This is a genomic window from Ktedonobacter sp. SOSP1-85, assembly GCF_016587415.1.
Lineage (GTDB): Bacteria > Chloroflexota > Ktedonobacteria > Ktedonobacterales > Ktedonobacteraceae > Ktedonobacter.
Genome location: NZ_BNJI01000001.1, coordinates 2853945 through 2872700, shown reverse-complemented (window position 1 = coordinate 2872700; position 18756 = coordinate 2853945). Strand labels below are relative to the sequence as shown.

General features: G+C 55.5%; 16 protein-coding genes. 7 read left to right on the top strand and 9 right to left on the bottom strand.

Translation table 11 applies throughout. The features are described 5' to 3' along the window. Positions 1–243 precede the first annotated feature (243 nt). The gene (locus tag KTE_RS11960) at positions 244–1497 is read left to right on the top strand and encodes a Glu/Leu/Phe/Val dehydrogenase (protein ID WP_201370480.1); all 1254 of its coding nucleotides are present in this window, start codon (positions 244–246) and stop codon (positions 1495–1497) included. A gap of 69 nt (positions 1498–1566) precedes the next feature. Here KTE_RS11960 and recJ read toward each other — a convergent pair whose 3' ends face one another. From recJ to rpsF, 6 genes are all read right to left on the bottom strand, one after another. After that, a complete protein-coding gene (gene recJ / locus KTE_RS11955) occupies positions 1567–3387 on the bottom strand; it encodes a single-stranded-DNA-specific exonuclease RecJ (protein ID WP_201381279.1) in 1821 nt (606 codons plus the stop codon). 19 nt (positions 3388–3406) lie between these two features. Beyond that, positions 3407–4651 (bottom strand): radical SAM family heme chaperone HemW, encoded by a 1245-nt coding sequence (gene hemW, locus KTE_RS11950; protein WP_201381278.1) that lies wholly within the window; start codon positions 4649–4651, stop codon positions 3407–3409. A 126-nt stretch (positions 4652–4777) separates the two neighbouring features. Beyond that, positions 4778–6235, bottom strand: a complete 1458-nt coding sequence (locus KTE_RS11945) for a peptidylprolyl isomerase (protein WP_201381277.1) — start codon at positions 6233–6235, stop codon at positions 4778–4780. 134 nt (positions 6236–6369) lie between these two features. After that, positions 6370–6663, bottom strand: a complete 294-nt coding sequence (rpsR, locus tag KTE_RS11940) for a 30S ribosomal protein S18 (protein WP_374226773.1) — start codon at positions 6661–6663, stop codon at positions 6370–6372. 21 nt (positions 6664–6684) lie between these two features. Beyond that, on the bottom strand, positions 6685–7092 hold the full coding sequence (locus KTE_RS11935; RefSeq protein WP_201381276.1) for a single-stranded DNA-binding protein: 408 nt from the start codon (positions 7090–7092) through the stop codon (positions 6685–6687). Positions 7093–7131: 39 nt separating this feature from the next. After that, positions 7132–7686: a 30S ribosomal protein S6 gene (gene rpsF, locus KTE_RS11930; protein WP_201381275.1), complete on the bottom strand. Its 555-nt coding sequence runs from the start codon at positions 7684–7686 to the stop codon at positions 7132–7134. A gap of 432 nt (positions 7687–8118) precedes the next feature. Between rpsF and KTE_RS11925 the strand changes: the two genes are divergently transcribed. The 5 genes from KTE_RS11925 to KTE_RS11905 all read left to right on the top strand — a co-directional run bounded on the left by KTE_RS11925 (position 8119) and on the right by KTE_RS11905 (position 11802). Continuing rightward, positions 8119–8787 (top strand): hypothetical protein, encoded by a 669-nt coding sequence (locus KTE_RS11925; protein WP_201381273.1) that lies wholly within the window; start codon positions 8119–8121, stop codon positions 8785–8787. 38 nt (positions 8788–8825) lie between these two features. Continuing rightward, the gene (locus KTE_RS11920) at positions 8826–9875 is read left to right on the top strand and encodes a hypothetical protein (protein WP_201381271.1); all 1050 of its coding nucleotides are present in this window, start codon (positions 8826–8828) and stop codon (positions 9873–9875) included. 399 nt (positions 9876–10274) lie between these two features. Next, positions 10275–10478, top strand: a complete 204-nt coding sequence (gene rpmI, locus KTE_RS11915; protein WP_007908521.1) for a 50S ribosomal protein L35 — start codon at positions 10275–10277, stop codon at positions 10476–10478. Between the two features lie 34 nt (positions 10479–10512). Further along, positions 10513–10878, top strand: coding sequence for a 50S ribosomal protein L20 (gene rplT / locus KTE_RS11910; RefSeq protein WP_007908520.1), 366 nt, complete (start codon positions 10513–10515; stop codon positions 10876–10878). An 87-nt stretch (positions 10879–10965) separates the two neighbouring features. Next, on the top strand, positions 10966–11802 hold the full coding sequence (locus KTE_RS11905; RefSeq protein ID WP_201381269.1) for an RNA methyltransferase: 837 nt from the start codon (positions 10966–10968) through the stop codon (positions 11800–11802). Between the two features lie 84 nt (positions 11803–11886). On the opposite strand, the gene KTE_RS11900 is transcribed toward KTE_RS11905, so the two are convergent. Next, a complete protein-coding gene (locus tag KTE_RS11900) occupies positions 11887–14148 on the bottom strand; it encodes a methyl-accepting chemotaxis protein (protein WP_201381267.1) in 2262 nt (753 codons plus the stop codon). A gap of 233 nt (positions 14149–14381) precedes the next feature. Between KTE_RS11900 and accC the strand changes: the two genes are divergently transcribed. After that, positions 14382–15947 carry an acetyl-CoA carboxylase biotin carboxylase subunit gene (gene accC, locus KTE_RS11895; protein WP_201381265.1) on the top strand — a complete coding sequence of 522 codons (1566 nt, stop codon included), beginning with the start codon at positions 14382–14384 and terminating at the stop codon, positions 15945–15947. A 58-nt stretch (positions 15948–16005) separates the two neighbouring features. On the opposite strand, the gene KTE_RS11890 is transcribed toward accC, so the two are convergent. Together KTE_RS11890 and rny are read right to left on the bottom strand one after the other, a co-directional pair. After that, the gene (locus KTE_RS11890; protein WP_201381263.1) at positions 16006–16884 is read right to left on the bottom strand and encodes a PHP domain-containing protein; all 879 of its coding nucleotides are present in this window, start codon (positions 16882–16884) and stop codon (positions 16006–16008) included. Positions 16885–16986: 102 nt separating this feature from the next. Beyond that, on the bottom strand, positions 16987–18543 hold the full coding sequence (rny, locus tag KTE_RS11885) for a ribonuclease Y (protein ID WP_201370491.1): 1557 nt from the start codon (positions 18541–18543) through the stop codon (positions 16987–16989). Between the last annotated feature and the right edge of the window lie 213 nt (positions 18544–18756).

Here is an 18756-nt window from a genome sequence, read left to right as displayed (position 1 = left end):
AAGGTCGCATTGACTGGTGCTATACTGAGGGCATATTCACATGCACATTTTCCCGGCCAGCAATGGGCGGACTTTCTAATAACCCTTTAAAGAGATAAAGGCTTAAATATTCATAGGTTTCACTTCTATGATTTATTACAATGTGTGTCAGGTATCTTTTCTCTTTTCGAAGCAAAGATGCTTCACATGCGATGACGCAACACAGTCGAATGATCGACTCATACCAAGGAGGATCTAAACGTTATGGTTATTGAGATGGTCAATCCATACGATGTAGCAGTTCATCAGTTTGATGAGGCGGCGGAGCGTCTGGGACTTTCGCAGGCTATGCGCGCTATTTTACGCAAGCCCAAGCGTGAACTGATTGTAAATTTTCCTGTACGCATGGATAACGGTGATGTTGAGATGTTTACCGGTTATCGCGTTCAGCATAATATTAACCGTGGACCGGCCAAAGGCGGTATTCGCTATAGTCCGGCGGTCTCCCTCGACGAGGTGCGTGCCCTGGCTATGTGGATGACCTGGAAGTGCGCGGTCGTCGATATTCCCTTTGGTGGTGCGAAGGGTGGAGTCATCTGCGACCCCCACTTGATGTCGAGCGCCGAGCTTGAGCGCATGACACGACGCTATACAACTGAGATCTCGCTCCTGATAGGCCCCGATAGCGATATTCCCGCGCCAGATATGAATACTAATCCCCAGATTATGGGCTGGATTATGGACACCTATTCCATGCACCGTGGCTACTCGGTTCCAGCGGTAACGACCGGTAAGCCTCTGGCGATTGGTGGGAGCGAGGGACGCCTGGAGGCCACGGCGCGTGGTGTACAGGTGGTGACACGCGAGGCCATTCGTGATAAAGGTTGGCAGCCAGAAAATTGCTCAGTCGTCGTGCAGGGCTTTGGTAACGTTGGTGGTATCGCCGCGCGCCTGTTGCATGAGATGGGCTGTAAGGTGGTTGGTATCAGCGATATCTCTGGTGGACTGTATAACCCCAATGGCATTAATGTTCCGGCGGCGATGCGCCACTCACGCCGCAATGGTAGCTTGAAGGGCTATGCCGAGGCCGACGCCGTAAGCAATACTGAGTTGCTGGAGCTGCCCTGCGACATCCTTATTCCCGCGGCACTAGAGAATCAGCTTACTGAGCGCAACGCTCCTCGCATTAAGGCGCGCCTGATCGTTGAGGCCGCCAATGGTCCTACCACCAATGAGGCGGATGCGATCCTCAATGATATGGGAGTCACGCTCATCCCTGATATTCTAGCGAACGCGGGCGGTGTGACGGTTAGTTACTTTGAATGGGTACAGGACTTGCAGCGTTTCTTCTGGGCGGAGGACGAAATCAACAATCGCCTGGAGATGATTATGAAGCGCTCGTACAAGGCGGTCAAAGCTAAAGCCGATGAGCAAGAGGTGAATATGCGTATGGGGGCCTATCTACTGGCTGTTGCGCGTGTCGCTGAAGCGACCGAGATTCGCGGCGTTTATCCCTGATCTCAGAGGTTGAAGACAAAAGAAAAGAGGGCGACGGAACAAGTTCCGCCGCCCTCTTTTCTTTTGTCTCTACAGGGGTTCGATGTCGAGTAATTTGAGGCGTGTGCTGGGGCCAATGCTGTCCTCGTAGACCTCCAGGTGGAAGATGATGTTGACCTGGGTGACCTCGCGCAGGCTCTCGAAATGCACGGCACCGCGTACAAAAGTGCCTTGTAGTTGTATGCGAGCGCCTTTTTGCTCCAGGCGCAGGCTCAAATTCTGCTTCTCGCGCCCCGAGAGCCACTTGCTTTTAATGGTCAGGTGCTTCATCTTGAAGACTGGCTCGGGATTGCCCGCGCCGAAGGGGGCCAGTTGATGAATCTCTTTATACAACTCGTGATTGAGGTCCTGGAGATGCAGGTGGTTGAACTCCAGGTCGATCATACGGGGTGGGAGTGGAATCTCCTCGCTCTCCTGGGTACTCTCCACAACCAGGCCAGTTTGATCGGGGAGTTGAGTGCCCTCAATCTGCGCGGGAACGCTTGCTCCACCATTCTCCTTCCAGGCGATCAGGTGCTGGTGTAGCTTCTCAATAGAAGCCTGCTGGAGGGTGAAGCCCGCGGCCTGGGCATGGCCGCCATAGCGCTCAAAGGTGCCATCGAAGCCGCGCAGGGCCTCGATGATATTGAAATCTTTAGGGCTGCGGGCTGAGCCACGGCTGAGACTGGTCGCGTGATTATCGCTCAAGACCAGGACGGGTTTCTGTACCTCTTCGGCGAGTTTGCCTGCCACCAGGCCAATGATGCCTTCGTGCCAGTCCTCGCCTCGCACCAGGATCACGGGAAGCTCGGATTGGGTCTGGGCCTGGGTACGCACGTTTCGCATCAGCTCCTCGGTCTCTTGCTGGCGCCCTTGATTCAGACTGTCCAGTTCAGCGGCGATGCGTGTGGCCTCGTGTGTATCGTCGGTCGTGAGGAGATCAAAGGCGATGCTGGCCTCTTTCATGCGCCCGGCGGCGTTGATGCGTGGCGCGATGGCGAAGGCAATATCGCGCTCGCGAATATGCCCCATCTGGAGTGTAGAGCGCCGGACCAGTTCGAGCAGGCCGGGCTTCTGAGTACGATTGAGTTTGCGCAGGCCCAGGCGTGTGAGGGTATGATTCTCGCCGAGCAAGGGAGCGATGTCGGCGACGGTACCAATTGCGACAAGGTCAAGCAGGTCTTGCGCATCCTCTACAGGGCGCCTATATGCCCGGTAGAGGGCCTGTACTAGTTTGAAGGCTATCCCAGCCCCGCAGAGGTAACGCTCGCCGTATTCGCAGTCTGGGCGCCAGGGATTGACCATGGCATAGGCGCGAGGCAATTCTTCGGGTGGGCGGTGGTGATCGGTAATAATGACATCGATGCCCAGCGTGCGCGCATACTCCACTTGCTCTACATCCGAGCTGGCGCAATCGGTAGTAATGATAAGCGTGGTGCCGCGTGCTTTAAGCATATCCAGGGCGTGGAGGTTGAGTCCACAGCCATCATTGAGGCGGTGAGGAATATGAAAGCTGAGTGGCGCCTCAGGATGTTTGAGAGTGCGCAGTGCGCGGTAGAGGAGCGCTGAGGAGGTTACGCCATCGGCGTCGTAGTCGCCATAGACCGTGATATGCTCGCGCTCCGCCAGGGCCTGCTGAATACGTGTTACAGCCCGGTCCATGTCGATCAGCTTGCTAGGATCGAGCAGGTTCTCATAGCGGGCCTCCAGGAAGGAGCGCATTCTGGATGTTTCTTCTATTCCGCGATTATAGAGCAGTTGAGCGCGAATGCGTTCATACTGTGTACGTGTGCCGAGTTGTTTAAATTGTTCGGCGCTTAGCTGGGGAAAGACATCCCAGGTGGAAGAGGAAAAATTTGCCGATGATGCCATAGTGTCGCCTCCCTTTCAGTTAGTCTGGCAGCAGGCGGAGAAAGACCTCGTTGCCAAGGAGGCGTCCGCGCTGGCTCAGGCGCAGCCAGTCGCCTACCTGTTCCAGTAGTCCCGCCTCGTCGACAATGTGCAGGCGATCCCCCACGAACTGGGCGAAAGGCTGGGCGAAGCGGCGTTCAAAGGTGGGCAGGTGCAGGCCCATCGCGGTGCGCAGCCCCAGGAAGGCTGTTTCAGACATCGCCTGAGCCTGGTCCACCTCCTCGCTCTCGCTCTCTATGACGGGGATCTCATCACGCTTGAGCCTTTTGATATATGCCTGCGGATCGCGCTCGTCGGTGTAGCGTTTCTTGCCAAAGAAGGAAGAGGCGCCAGCGCCCATGCCGATGTAGGGCAGATTCTGCCAGTAGGTCAGGTTATGGCGGCTATGGTGACCAGGGAGCGCCCAGTTAGAGATTTCGTAGTTGATATAGCCCGCGGCACGCAGGCGCTCGTCGGCGTATTCATACATGTCCGCGCACAGGTCTTCGTCGCCCGGGGTGATGCGTTTCTCCGCGACCCACTGGTGGAAGGGGGTGCCCTCTTCGATGATAAGCGAGTAGAGGGAGAAATGCTCTGGATGCAGGTCGAGGGCGCGGTCAAGCGTTTCGCGCCAGTGTTGCATAGTCTGGTCGGGCAGGCCGAACATAAAGTCCAGGTTGATGGAGGTAAAGCCCGCGGCGCGCGCGAACTGGACGGCCTGGGTAATCTCATCTGGATTATGGATGCGTCCCAGCTTCTGCAAGAGCGCGGCGTCATAGCTCTGGGCGCCCATGCTTAGTCGATTGATGCCCGCCTCGCGGATGCCGACGAGTTGCTCCTGGGAGAGGGTACCTGGATTGGCCTCCAGTGTGATCTCTGCCTCTGGGTCAAGCGCGAAAGCCTGGCGGCAGGTGTCGAGCAGGCGTGTAATCTGAGCGACAGTTAATAAGCTGGGGGTGCCTCCGCCAAAGAAGATGGTGCGTGAGCGACGTGGAGTGCCATCAGGATGTCTTGCTTGCAGACCCGCCAGTTCTATTTCGTGCAGGAGTGCCCGCACATAAGGTTCGCGCAGGGGGAGGATACCGGCGTAGGTATTAAAGTCGCAGTAGTAGCAGCGTGTATGGCAAAAGGGGATATGAAGATAGAGCGAGGCTGTCTCCAGGAGATCTTCAATGGGTTCGGTCCGTAGAAGCTCCTGGGGGAGGGGATCTCTCTGTTGGGTTGTAGCGGGTGCAAAGCTGGTCATAGTGAAAAGCTCATCCTCAACTGGCTTAGATAGCGCGAAGGGTCGACCATCCATGGTGTCTGGTCGACCCAGGCTCGTGCGGGTGCGCTATGAGCGCCTGCACGAGCGCGAGAACAGTGTATAAAACTATTGGCCGCTTGTGGGATCCTGCCCAGGCAGGCCAGTGCCTGAACCGTTCTGGTTCTGCTGTGCAGGCGGAGAAACAGGAACGCTAGAGGGCAGATTCGACGCATCGAGAATCGTATCGATATCGGTGGCCGTAATCTTCGAGCCGAGAAGCGCTTTCTGCTTCACAAGCCAGAGGTCTAAGGCGCTGCCCTTGAGCGATTGCAGCTTGGCGCTATCGACGGCGCGTGACTGCTGGATGCCTGTAATCTGCACGATGTGGAAGGCGCCCGCATCGGAGATGATAGGACTGAGCTCATTGACTTTGCGCTGTGAAGCGAAGAGCCAGTTATCGACGACGCCCCCGACTTTTTGTGCGTAGTCTAGTGAGTACTGGCCGTTGACCAGCCAGCCGAAGTCGCCACCTTTGGTATTGGTGTTAACGTCCTTGGACATATCTTTCGCCACTTTTGCGAAATCATCGCCCTTATGCAGGCGGTCGAGAGCCTTCTGAGCATCGGCCTGGGTATCCAGGGTCATACCACGTGCCTGGACCTGGTAGGCGGGAGTGGTGTACTGTCCGGCCAGGTATTTCTGCATATTATCGCGGCGGACCTTGATGGTGATCATATCGTGGATATCCTGATCGCTGACATTGTCGCTGCTCAGGAATTGGGAGTAGCCGCCATTGGAAGACGCGGTATCGGCCTTGAAGGCATTGAAAGACTGAGTAATGGTATTGGGCGCTGGATCGATCTGGGTGCGTACATTCGCGCCCTGGTTGGCCTCCCACTGGCGAATCATGGCGTCTTGCTGGAGCCAGTCGGAGCTATCATTGGCAACCTGCGACTGGGTATAGAGTTGCTTCGCGTTGGGAATCTGGTTTTGCAGGATATCGTTGGACTGGGCATCCAGAGTATCTTTTTTTGTCTGTGTATCCTTCACCTTGGCCTGAGCGTCGGTGACCTGTTTGGTCAGGGCATCATGCTGGTCCTTCTGGCCGGCGGGCAGGGCCTTGATCTGCTTATTCAGGTCATCGATCTGCTTATTGGTCGAGTCGATGGTCTTTTGCAGTTGTGATGATTGCTTGGTGAGGGAATCGCTCTGTTTGGTGAGATTATTGATGCTATTCAGGCGCATCTGGGCCTGAAGTGCGGCCATCTTGCGGAAGTTCGCCAGCGGGATATTCTCACCATTAACGGAGGTGATGGTGTGATTAGGAATGATAACGTTGATATTGACCCATGAAAAGACGACTGTGCCCACGATGGTGAGGGCGATGAGAGCGGCAAGGACCCAAATAGCACGACGTTGTAGGCGTGTTTTTTCGGTGCGAGAAAGGTGGCCTCCCCAACCAAAAATTAAGGGTGTTCTATCGCGCCGGGCCTCGACATGAGCTGTCTGTTTCGCGTATTTGCGGCTTCTTGCAGGGCGCGTGTTTTTTGTTTTCTCGGGGCGACGCGCTGTTTGACTGTTCATCAAAACCTCCAGTGAGGAAATCCAGCGGATATCCAGAACTGAACTACGAGGGAGAACTGGGAGTAAGGGATGAAGTTGGAAATTTACACATGGGCCTCTCCTGCAAGAGGAAAGGCCCAAATGGCTACCACTGTTTACATTCCGCGAATGTGCTCGGCGGTATAAGGAAGCAGGGCCATATAGCGGGCCTGCTTGATCGCTGTGCTCAAACCGCGCTGATGCTTGGCGCAGGTGCCGGTTTTGCGGCGCGGCTCGATCTTACCACGATCCGAGATGTAGCGCTTCATGAAGCGGCTGGCATCTTTATAGTCGATTTCACGAACATGATCGTGGCAGAACTGGCAAATTTTGCGGCGAGAGCCACGCTCTCCGCGTCCGCCCTCGCGTCGTGGGCGAGGGGCGGAGGTAGAATCAGTACGTCTCTGCACTGACAGTCTCCTTCTATCTGACTAGAAGGGATGATCGCCTAAGTCTCCCAGGTCGTCGTCGAAGTTTCCTCCGCCAACGCTAGCAGGGGCACCCTCGGGCTGTTGATTTTTGGGTGTGAGCATCTCCATGTCTGTTAATGTAACATCGATAGACACGCGCTCAACGCCGGACTTGTCCATGTATTTACGCTGGACAAGACGACCCTCAACATAGACTTTAGAGCCTTTATGAAGGTATTGGCTGCAACGTTCAGCGAGTTGACGCCAAGCAGTAACATTATACCAGTCAGTTTCGCGCTCACGTTCACCGCCGCTACTGCGCGCGGGACGACTGACCGCCAGGCTGAACTTGGTGATAGCGGTGCCATCTTGAAGGTAGCTCATCTCCGGGTCGCGACCCAGGTTACCAATCAACAAAATTTTGTTCATGTCTCAAACAAATCCTTTCGCCCGTAAAACTGCCCTGACCTATGATTGAGAGTTAGAACGAACATGCCCTGACATGTGACAACTAAGCCTCAACAGACTCCTCAGAGCTGGGGGGACGGGTCCCTCCTCGGATGCAGTAGCGGGGCTGCTCTCGGTGCTGGCCTCGGCAGTAGCGACCTCGGGGGTCTCCTGCTCGCTGGTCGGCGCCTCACCCTCGCTGGCGGGAGCAGCTGCTGCTGCGGCGGCAGCCTCGGCTGCACGTGCCTCGCGGGCCTCACGATCCTCGCGCTCCTTCTGCACTGCTTTGGGGTCACGTTTCTTGGTCATATAACGAAGGACAGACTCCGAAACCTTGAGCGTACGCTCGATTTCGGCTACCGTCTCCGGGGTCAGGATCATATCAATGAATACATAAATGCCGTCGCGGTGTCGCTCGATAGGGTAAGCGAGACGCCGACGTCCCCAATTATTCACCTTTACAATCTGACCGCCATAATTTGCGACGATCTGTTCGACACGATCCAGAATGGCGCGTGTCTCCTCTTCGCTGACTTCGGGGTTGAGAATGAAAGCCAGTTCATAATCTCTTCTCACGAAGCCCCCTCCTTCCTGTGGGTTCGACCCTGGTCAGGTATTTTTTCTGCCAGGGCTAGGTGGAGCATCAATTCCAGTTGAACGATGCAAATGACAGATGCCGCGCACGAATTGGCGGCTTATAACAAATTGTCCCACGCTCAAGCGTGGGAGCGACATCCACTGCCATCAAGACGGGTATCTGTAGGTAACAGGTACCAGCAGCGGCTATTGTGGGCATCAGTACCACGCTATTATAACATTGTTCATTCTAACTGACAATAGAGTCGGGCAAGTGACTCTTTGTATCTACCTATTCTTTTTATACACCCCAAATCTGGCAAAGCGGAAAGAAAAGTGGGGAGTTTTTGGCGTTTATTTCCAATGTACGCCAAATTCATGTTTTGGGTTTGTGTGCTCTGATCAGTACTTTGCATATGGTAAGGATTGACTATGTCACAGCGAGCGCCCCATAGAGGGATGACTTCAACTTATACACAAGAGCGTGAGTTTATTGAGTCGTTGCCTACTACTCCTGGTATAACGCGTATGCGCAGGTATGCTCAGGCTCTGCTAAAGGGAGAGCGTCCTCCTGGCTTTGGGCGCTGGCTTTTGAGCTTGTATGGCCTGGGTGCTGGATTGGGCCTCTGCCTGGTCGCGCTCTACCCATCCTGGCTTCGTCTGGGCTTTGCGCCTATGCAGGCTAGCCTGGCTACGCTCTGGCCCTGGCTGTCTGGCATCTATCACCTTTTGGAGGAGAAGCTCCCACTAGATGCTGGCTGGTGGCAGGGGCTGATGTTCTTGCTCGCACTGCTGGTACAGGCGCTGCTCTGGCGTTGGGGCGTGCGAGCGGCACGCTACCAGGATCGTGCTGCTCAAGGTATTCTGCTTGGTAGCATCGTTGGTTGGGCTGCCCTCTTTGTCGTGCTGATGCTCTTTGCACCGCTGGGCAGTAGCCTCCTGGCCAGTGATATCTTGCATTCAAGTTTATATGGGCGCTTGATAGTTCTCTACGCGGTAAATCCTTATCTTGTGAGTCCACAGATGTTTCCTCAAGATGTGGCTGTCATGGCACTAGGGGGCATCTCACCCCTGCCGCGGCGTATGGCCCGGCATGGCTAGATATAAATTTACTACTCACACTGGTGGCGCGGGAGCATGTGGGATGGCAGGTGCTGGGTTTGCGCTTGCTTGGGAGCGTGGCTTACTTCTTGACGATAGCTCTGCTCTGGCAGTTGACGAAGCACCTGAAGCCAGAATGGCGGATTTCGGCCGTGCTACTATATGCCTGGAATCCCCTGGTATTGGCACTGGGTATCGCGCAGATGCATGTGGAGATCGTGGTAATTTGCCTGCTATGCGTCGTGCTCTGGTGCTGGTTGCGCGGGGCTTTGCTGGTTGGCTGGCTCTTTCTACTGCTGGCAATGCTGATGTATCCCCCCTGTGTCGTACTGCTCCCGCTCTGTGCAGGCTTCTTTATCCGGGAGAACGCGCTATGGCATGCCTCGCGCTGGCGACATCTTGGGCAGTGGACTCTGTTGTGTGTGCTGAGCCTTTTTGCGCTGGGGCTTACCTATCTGCCGTATTGGCAAGGTTGGGGAGGAGGGGGTCTGTTCCAGCAGGGGCAGATGATCTTCTGGTCGCCAGAGGCGCATGCTTCATTGGAGGCGGGCCTGCTTGCACTTATCAGGGGCCATCCTGGCTGGGTTGTAGACATGTGGCACCCTTCGTGGTGGGTGGTGGGTGAGCTAGTAGTGATGGCGTGCTTTCTTGGCTTTAGCCTCTGGCTGGCTCAGACGCTAGAACTACTCGCTTTTTGTGCGGCCTGGTTGCTATTATTGCTGGCTTATCTGCATCCTGTATATCGACCGGCAAGTTTGTTGCTGCCCCTGGTGTTATTGCTGTGTACCGGGAGCTGGCGTAGTCTGGCCTTACTCTTCCTGCTCCAGATTGGCGCGCTTGCCACATATGATTATGGGCTACAACAGCCTGGTTGGGAACTGGCTGGCTTGCTGGGTATCTGCCTCCCGTTTCTGCTCTGGGGATGGGGACTCTGTATACATGCAGCCTGGCGTATGGCACGCGCGCGTAGCGTCCCCGAAGAGCCGATCAAGCCTCGGCGTGGGCTAAGCCGCTTTAGCAGCCGCCTTTCGCGCCCTGGTTGGCTCTCCAGGCCCTCTCTGCGCGGCTTCAAAAGAAATGTGACTTAAAGAGAAGAAAGGGAAGGCTCCATATTGCGAAGAGAGAGCCAGTTATGCTATAATCGTTCACGCAAGCGGGGAATATCTCTTGAAAAAGGCTTCTCTGCGCCTTTGATGGAGTGCTTATTGCTTGAAAGGGCTGAAAAATTTAGCATTCAAGCATTGCGGGATACGTTATAGTACCGCCCTCTTCTGATGTAGGTGTCTTCGACCCTCACACTGTTGGCTGTTCTTGATATGAGAGCATGAGACTACAGAGAAAAAGGTTGATGCGCTGCGTTAGCAATTGAGCGGCTGTTTTTGTGTGGGAAACACAGGCAGCCATGAGAATTGTGAAGAGGTATGGCTGCATAGAAAGCAGTTGCTCTCATTTATTGTCTACCCCGCCAGAAAATGGAAAGAAGAGTCATGAAGCAGAAACTGAAGACACACAAAGCCATGGCCAAGCGGGTCCAGGTGACCGGCTCCGGCAAGTTCATGCGTCGTAAAGTGGCCATCAACCACCTGCGCACCAACAAGTCCTCCCATTTCACCCAATCGGCCGACAAGAAGTTCCAGCTCGCGACAGCCGATACACGTCGTCTGAAGCGCTTGCTGCCTTACGCCTTCTAGTTGTTAAGATTTAAACGGAGGATTCTAAAGAACTATGCCAAGAGTAAAACGTGGCGTACCTGCCCACAAGAAGCATAAAAAACTTTTACAATTTGCGGAAGGCCACCGTGGTACACGTAAGCGCTTATTCCGCCCGGCGCATGAATCAGTCATGCGCTCAATGGCTTACATGTATCGCGACCGCCGTAACCGCAAGCGCGATATGCGTAGCCTCTGGATCACGCGTATCAACGCCGCCGCGCGCATGCATGGCATTTCTTATAGCACTTTGATGCACGCCATTCATGTTGCCAACATCGACGTCGACCGCAAGATTCTTGCTGAGATGGCTGTCAATGACATGGACGCCTTTAGCGCTGTGGTGAAGGCCGCGCTCGCGGCTGTTGAAGCCGCCAAGTAAGGATTGCAGTAGTAGCGCAAAAGAATGCGCCGGAACCAGCGTGCTGGTTCCGGCGCATTCTTTTGCGCCACTACAGAGGGAAAAAACATGACATTGATTAGTAGTACAGCTAATCCGCGTGTGAGTAAGCTACAGCGTTTGCATACCGCGCGTGGGCGCAAAAAAAGTGGCCAGTGTCTTTTGGAGGGGCCGCACCTCTTGCTGGCGCTGCTGGACGCGGGGATGATTCCGCTGGAGGTATACTACCAGCCGGAGGTCATGCAGCGCCAGGCTGAGACCCGACTCTTACTTGAGCGGGTGAAAAACGCCGAATTGGGCGAGCAGCAGCTCTTTGAAGTCAGTGAGCGGGTAATGGAAGCCATTAGCGACGTACAGACCTCTCAGGGAATTGTGTGTGTCATGGACCTGGCGTCCTTTGAGGCCGCGACCGTGATCCGGCGACGTGCACCCGCATCGCGCCCCGCGCTCCTGATTCTGGACGACCTGGCTGATCCAGGTAATATGGGGACCATTATGCGTACCGCCCTGGCCGCTGATGTTGAGCGTGTGCTTCTGACACCCAACTGTGTCGATTGTTTTAACCCCAAGGTGATTCGTTCTGCTGCTGGCGCTCACCTCTTCTTGCCTGTTGAGAGCAATGTCAACTGGGATGAGATTCAGGAGCGCGTGCGGGCACATTGCCAGGAGCGGGTATTGATGGCAGAGGCACACAGCCCCAATGTGTACTTCGACCTCGATCTCGTGGCGCCTTTTGCGCTCATCATCGGAAACGAGGCGCATGGTCCTTCGCAGGCCGCGCGTGCCCTGGCAACCATCCCTGTAGCTATCCCCCAGGCGGCTGGCATTGAGTCGCTCAACGCCGCAATGGCTGCGGGCATTCTGCTCTATGAGGCGGTACGCCAGCGCTCTGTAGCTCGCAGATAGTCCAAGCGAGCTTGGATCCTACAGCTGGTAGACGAAAAAGAGGGCGCTGTCACAAATGACAGCGCTCTCTTTTTCGTTTGTTGATTACCAGTTCGAATTTTGCGGATTCTGTGGATAGCCTCGGTTGCCATTGCTATTGTTATTGCCATTGTAGTCGCCACCGTTATTGTATGGTTGCCCGTTTTTCTGGGGAGCATTCAAGCGAGGTGGATTATTGCGGGTTGGTGGCAGCCCTGCATTCCACCCTCTGCTGTTGGCCTGAGCTTCGACCGGGAACTGGGGCGAGAACTGATTGAAATCACCGTAGCCATTATCGAAGCCGCGATTATCTGAATTTGGTGAATAGGCTGGCATGGCGGTTGATGAGACAGTACGGAACGTGTTTGCCATAGGGACTCCAGGATTGTTCCCATCGTCGACCGAGATGCGAGCGTTGCTATTAGGGGCAAGATAGCCTTCATTTTCGCGCAGCTTAAAGGCTTCCACCGAGGCGCGTAGCTGTTCAACCAGGCGTGCCAGGCGCTCCATGTTCTCGGAGGCATCGCGTGTGCTTGCGTTGCTCTGATGCGTCGACTCCGAGACGGCATGCATCAGGTTTACGACGGAGCCAGTTGATGTGAGCTGTTCAACGGCTAGCTGGTTGATGCCATCAATTTCACGGGCCTGGTTTTCAATGGCGGCGAAGATCGAACCCAGGGAGATACCGGCCTGCTGCGTCAATTGTGCTCCGCCAGCCGTCTCGCGCTGCGTATCTTGCATGGAGACTGCTACCGCGCCAATGTCTTCACGAATGCTGCGTACCAGGCGGTTAATAAAGCCTGCCTGCTCCTTTGAGCGTTCGGCCAGGCGGCGGATGTCGGCGGCAACGGCGCCAAAGCCCTTACCGTTCTCACCGGCCATGGCGGCCTGGATGGCGGCGTCGAGCGCGAGTCGATTTGTCTGGTGGGCGATGCTGGAGATAACTTCAGCAATTTCATTGATTTCGCGTGAGCGGTCACCCAGGTTCTGGACTTTACTCGCAGTGGTCTGTACGTTTTCGTTGATGCGTCCCATGCCTTCGATGGCTTGATACACCGAGTTACGACCGGCGCGGGCATCGGTACGCGCCTGATTCGCTACTTCCAGGAGTACTTGAGAACGGCTGGCGACCTGGCGGCTGGAGGATGCGAGTTGTTCGACCACGGCCTCGGCTTCACCAATCTGGCCGATCTGAATGTCGCCGGTCTCTACCAACTGCGTCATACGGTCGAGGGTAGAGGTAGCCGATTTTTCGACCTCGCCTGCCACCATCTTGACACGTACGACCAGGCTGCCTAGCTCTTCAACCATATAATTGAAGGAGTCGGCCAGCACACCCAGAGCGTCCGCGGTGACCTCAGCCTGAACGCGCAGGTCACCTTCACCAACACCACTGACCTCACTCACCAGCTTTTCAACTTGTCCCTGTAGAACGTCGCGCTGCGATTGTGTCTCTTGAATCAGGCGAACGATGTTATCAAGCATGTTATTCATGGAGGTGGCGACGGTGTAGATCTCGTCGCGCCCATCGATATTAGCGCGTGCGTTTGTCTCGCCGCGGGCGATACGCTTGGTCAGGTTAGCGAGGTCGCGCAGGGGATCAGTAATGGTGCGGTTGACGACGTAACCGATAACGATGATGATGGTGATGGTAAACAGGAAAGAGATAGTGGTCGCGCTGATAAGGGTATTGTTCAGGGACGCTCCGGGATCGGCCACGATGTTGCTTATCTCGGTCGCGTAGACATCAACGAAGCCCCAGCGGTCGGAGAGCTCTTTATATTTGCTATCTAATGTTTGGAGATCGTTCAGGATAGCAGTTTTGTCGCCATTTGGCATATCGTGGTTATCCAGCCTCTGTTCTGCCGCGTAGTATTGACGCCAGGTGGTGCTTGTTAGCAGGTTAAGAGTCTGCGTCTGAACACGTGGAATATTGGTGTCGGCTGAATCAGCGGTGACGGCGTCGAGAATACCCTTCATCTTAGGGGAATCTTGAAGCGAATACTTGTCCTTAAATTGGCTGAGGTTGCGATCAATCTCACTGGCCTGGGCATCGAGGTTCTGGACAAAGTTCGTCAGGCGATCACCATTGGAGAGGTTAGACCGAATCAAGTCTGGCTGATCGCGCAAGAGGCGAATCTCCGATTTGATATACGCGCTATCCTCGATCATGTTTGTCGCGTAGCGTAGTTGGGCGCTACGACCGTTGATCGTATTTGTGAAGACAAATCCAAGGATGATGATGATAAGACCAGGAACGACTGCCGCCAAAAGAAAGGCGTAGAAGAGGCGGCGAAAGATTGGAATATTCGCAATAGACTTAAACATTGTATGCGTGTCCTCCGCAGGCGGCAGGGTGATGATTTTATGAATTGTGGACTACAAGGCACATTGCTGAGTGGGTGAGTTTCAGATTTGAAAGGGCTACATTGGAGTGTAGCGTACTTTATAGTGAAAAGAAATACTCTTCCAAAAGAATGGCCTTTTTTTCCTAGTCGTCGATGTTTATGGCATGTTATACTGTGTCAAGGAAAAATACCTGAAGTCGAAGGAGCCTTCATATGCATGCCAACTCTCTTGATCTCTGGCCATTTCGTAAAGTGTTGATCGTGAACCGCGGAGAGATAGCGCTGCGCATCATTCGTGCTTGTCGCGAACTAGGCTTGCGCAGTGTTGCTGTCTACAGTGACGCGGATCGCGATGCCCTGCACGTACGTATGGCCGACGAGGCGTATCATATAGGACCTGCCCAGGCGTCACAGAGCTATCTACATATTCCAACGTTGTTAGAGGTTGCGAAGCAATCAGGCGCCCAGGCGGTTCATCCCGGTTATGGTTTTCTGGCGGAGAACGCCGAGTTCGTGCGTGCCTGCCAGCAGGCGGGACTGATTTTTGTGGGCCCTCCCGTTGAGGCACAGCTTGCGATGGGTGAGAAGACCGCGGCTCGCCGCACTGCCCAGGCGGCGGGAGTTCCCATTGTTCCTGGCGCGATGGCAGATGTAGAGGATGACCAGGTGGCGCTGGAGATTGCCGAGGGCCTGGGATATCCTATTCTGCTGAAAGCCGCGGCGGGTGGTGGTGGCAAGGGTATTCGCCTGGTACGTGAGGCCAGGGATCTCTCATCCTCGTTACGGACGGCACGCAGCGAGGCTCAGAGCGCCTTTGGCGATGGGCGCGTCTACCTTGAGAAGGCTATTACGCCCGCGCGCCATATCGAGGTGCAGTTTATCGCCGATACGCATGGTAATGCGGTTCACCTGGGAGAGCGCGAGTGTAGTATTCAGCGTCGCCACCAGAAGCTGATTGAAGAGTGCCCCTCGCCTATTGTCGATGAAGAATTGCGTGAGCGTATGACCTCGGCGGCGCTAAATTTGATTCGCTCTATTGGCTATGTTAACGCTGGCACGGCGGAGTTCCTGGTTGGACCAGATGGTAATTTCTATTTCCTGGAGGTCAATGCGCGTATCCAGGTCGAGCATCCTGTCACAGAATGGTGTACAGGAGTTGACCTTGTCCAGGAGCAGTTCCGCGTGGCCGCGGGCCTGCCCCTCTCCTTTACCCAGGAAGATATCGTCTTGCGGGGGTCTGCGATTGAGTGTCGCATCTCGGCGGAAGATCCCGAGAACCGCTTCCTGCCTGCCACTGGAACTGTAAGCGCGTTGCAGGAGCCAGGTGGACCGGGTGTACGGGTTGAGAGCAGCCTCTATGCGGGCTTGCAGGTGCCACTGTATTATGATCCGCTGCTCTCCAAGCTGGTTGTCTGGGGCAAGGATCGAGAGCAGGCCATCGCGCGTATGCGCCGCGCCCTGGCTGAATACCAGGTGGTGGGGGTGCGCACTACGTTGCCCTTCGCGCGCTGGCTAATGGAGCAACCGCGTTTTCTCGCAGGCGATATGTCGACAGACTTTATCGCCCAAGAGTGGGATGGGCATAAAGCGCAGATATCGGCGGAGCAAGATGCCCAGGAGGAGCCATCGCTTGAGCAGGTTGCAGCGCTTGCCGCTAGCTTGCTAATGGACGCGGCTATAAAAGAGAAGCAGCTTCGGACGCAGCCCCAGGAAGATGGAGCAGGCGGACAGAGCCGCTGGCGCGAGAGAGGCTGGAGAGAAGCCGTCTGGAGGGTATAGAAATAAAAAAAAGATGTGTTTGGCTGGGATCAAAGATCCCAGCCAAACACATCTTTTTTTATTCGACGGGGGTAGAGAGTTCAAAGGTGGGAGGCTCCTGCCCTTGGCGTGCCACGGCGGCAGCCTTGAGGCGTTCGACGGTCTCATAGGGGACGTAGCGACCACCTAGCGGAGTGGGATGGATGCCAGGCCCATGAAAATCTGAGCCTCCGGTTGGGATGAGGCCATAGATTTTCGCTAGCTGGAGCAGGGTTGTCTCCTGTTCTGTGGAGTAGTAGCCGTAGTAGGTCTCCAGCCCCACGAGTCCTGCCTTGCAGAGATCTGGCAGCCATTCTTGCAGGCGAACGACTCCTGGATGATCATAGGGATGCGCCACGACGGGCAGGCCGTTGGCGCTGGCAATCAGGCGAACGGCGTCTATTGGTGCCAGCTTATAGCGCGGTACGTAGCCGACCTGGCCGTTGCCAATATATTTCTCGAAGGCCTCAGGGATGCTCTGGACATAGCCTGCTTCAAGCAAGGCTCGCGCGACATGGGGGCGCCCGACCGATCCCTGGGCAATTTCGCGCACCTGCTCCCAGGTGATATGGATGCCAGCCTCATTCAACTGTTCAACCATGCGTTGCCCACGATGCTCACGCGCGTTGCGTAGGCTCTGCAAGATGTGCTGAAAGGCTGGCCGTTTGTACTCAAGGAAATATCCCAGGACATGGACCTCTCCCCCACTGAAATCGGTGTTTAACTCGATACCAGGTAGTAGATCAATGTCATATTGGCGCGCGGCCTCCAGTGCCTCGTCCAGGCCATTGGTGCTGTCGTGATCGGTGAGGGCCATGACCTTGAGTCCGGCCTCGTGAGCATGGCTCAGGAGTTCCGTGGGAGAATAGATGCCATCAGATGCGGTGGAATGGGTGTGAAGATCGACAAGATTTTTCATGAGTGATCTTTGTACCTCTTCTATGCTTTAAGGAGGTATGGGTGTGGGACAGAGGGTGTACTCGCACCCTCTGTCCCACACCCATACCTCCCAGATGTTTCTTTAGCGGGCGTAGTCGACCGCGCGTGTTTCGCGGACGACGCAGATTTTAATCTGGCCTGGATAATCAAGGCTCTCTTCAATTTTGTGAGCGATCTCGCTGGCAAGCTGGGAGGCGCTGTACTCATCCACCTCTTCAGGTTTCACGATAATGCGCACCTCGCGCCCGGCCTGAATGGCGAAGGATTTCTCAACTCCGGTAAATGAATTGGCGATATGCTCAAGTGCCTCCAGGCGTTTGATGTAGAGGTCAACCGTCTCACGGCGCGCGCCAGGGCGAGCCGCCGAGATGGCGTCCGCGGCCTGCACGATAGCTGCTTCGAGGGTCTGAGGCTCGGTCTCGCTGGCGTGGTGGGCAACGATGGCATGCACGATGCGCGGCGACTTGCCGAAGCGCCGCGCGACCTCGCCACTGATGATGGCGTGTGGCCCCTCGACCTCCTGGTCAATGGCCTTGCCCATGTCATGCAGTAGGGCCGCAGCCTTACACACATTGACGTCGGCGCCCAGTTCATGCGCGATGGTCGCAGCCAGAATCGAGACCTCGACCGAGTGGGCCAGCACGTTCTGCCCATAGCTCGTGCGGAAGTGCAGGCGCCCCAGAATCTTGAGCAGTTCTGGTTGCAGGCCATGAACATTGGCCTCCAGCGCGGCATTCTCACCCGCCTCGCGGATGATGATATCCACCTCCTGGCGGGCCTTGGCCACGACATCTTCAATGCGTGCCGGGTGAATACGTCCATCAATGATGAGCTTGGTCAGGGCGAGGCGGGCCACTTCACGCCTGACGGGATCAAATCCCGAGAGAATGACTGCCTCGGGGGTATCATCAATGATCAGGTCAACCCCGGTGGCGGCTTCCAGGGCGCGGATATTGCGGCCCTCACGTCCGATGATACGCCCTTTCATCTCATCATTAGGAAGCGGCACAACGGAGACAACGGCCTCTGCTACCTGGTCGGAGGCACAGCGCTGGATCGCCAGGGTGATGATCTCGCGTGCGCGGGACTCAGCCTCCTCACGCGCCTGCTCTTCGATCAGACGCGTACGCTGGGCTGCCTGAACACGCACCTGGGCCTCGATGCGCGAGAGGAGCAGTTGCTGAGCCTCCTCCTCTGTCATCTGTGCCAGGCGTTCAAGTTCAAGCAGGTGCTGGCGCTTGAGTTCCTCAATCTTGTCGCGGGCCTGTTCCAGGTCGCGCTCCTTTGTATTGAGTTTACGCTCGCGTAGTTCCAGGTTGTCCAGCTTGCGCTCCAGGTTCTCTTCTTTAGTTAGAATACGGCGCTCCTGGCGTTGCAGCTCAGAGCGGCGCTCCGCATTCTCTTTCTCTATGGTCGCGCGAAAGCGTGCGGTCTCTTCGCGTGCTTCCCGCAACGCCTCCCGCTGTTCGGTTTGGACTTCCAATAATTTCTGTTCACTGGTCTCGCGAAGCTCGCGTAGATTCGTTTCATGGCGTCCTTTACTTTTAGTTATCCCATATTGATAACCAGAGTACAGGGCCATGAGTACGCCAATGATGAGCAAAAATGCTACTAATAACAAACTTATTTGTGGTGACACGACGGCCTACCTCCCGGTCGTGGTAAACAGGCCATTATAGGCTTGGAATAGCAGTATAAGTGTTCCATTCCCTTTGTAATTCATGCTTGGACTGTCTGTCAGCTTCCCTTCATAACAGTTCTCAGCACCTGCGGTACTTCGCTCGGGGTTATGGGTGTGATGGTGGGCTAGCTCTGCCAGCCCACCATCACACCCATAACCCCGAGCCATGAA

Excerpts from the sequence above, each read along its gene's own strand:
- KTE_RS11960 (WP_201370480.1), top strand. The coding sequence starts at position 244 with ATGGTTATTGAGATGGTCAATCCATACGATGTAGCAGTTCATCAGTTT.
- recJ (WP_201381279.1), bottom strand. The coding sequence starts at position 3,387 with ATGGCATCATCGGCAAATTTTTCCTCTTCCACCTGGGATGTCTTTCCC.
- hemW (WP_201381278.1), bottom strand. The coding sequence starts at position 4,651 with ATGACCAGCTTTGCACCCGCTACAACCCAACAGAGAGATCCCCTCCCC.
- KTE_RS11945 (WP_201381277.1), bottom strand. The coding sequence starts at position 6,235 with ATGAACAGTCAAACAGCGCGTCGCCCCGAGAAAACAAAAAACACGCGC.
- KTE_RS11935 (WP_201381276.1), bottom strand. The coding sequence starts at position 7,092 with ATGAACAAAATTTTGTTGATTGGTAACCTGGGTCGCGACCCGGAGATG.
- KTE_RS11925 (WP_201381273.1), top strand. The coding sequence starts at position 8,119 with ATGTCACAGCGAGCGCCCCATAGAGGGATGACTTCAACTTATACACAA.
- rpmI (WP_007908521.1), top strand. The coding sequence starts at position 10,275 with ATGAAGCAGAAACTGAAGACACACAAAGCCATGGCCAAGCGGGTCCAG.
- rplT (WP_007908520.1), top strand. The coding sequence starts at position 10,513 with ATGCCAAGAGTAAAACGTGGCGTACCTGCCCACAAGAAGCATAAAAAA.
- KTE_RS11905 (WP_201381269.1), top strand. The coding sequence starts at position 10,966 with ATGACATTGATTAGTAGTACAGCTAATCCGCGTGTGAGTAAGCTACAG.
- KTE_RS11900 (WP_201381267.1), bottom strand. The coding sequence starts at position 14,148 with ATGTTTAAGTCTATTGCGAATATTCCAATCTTTCGCCGCCTCTTCTAC.
- accC (WP_201381265.1), top strand. The coding sequence starts at position 14,382 with ATGCATGCCAACTCTCTTGATCTCTGGCCATTTCGTAAAGTGTTGATC.
- KTE_RS11890 (WP_201381263.1), bottom strand. The coding sequence starts at position 16,884 with ATGAAAAATCTTGTCGATCTTCACACCCATTCCACCGCATCTGATGGC.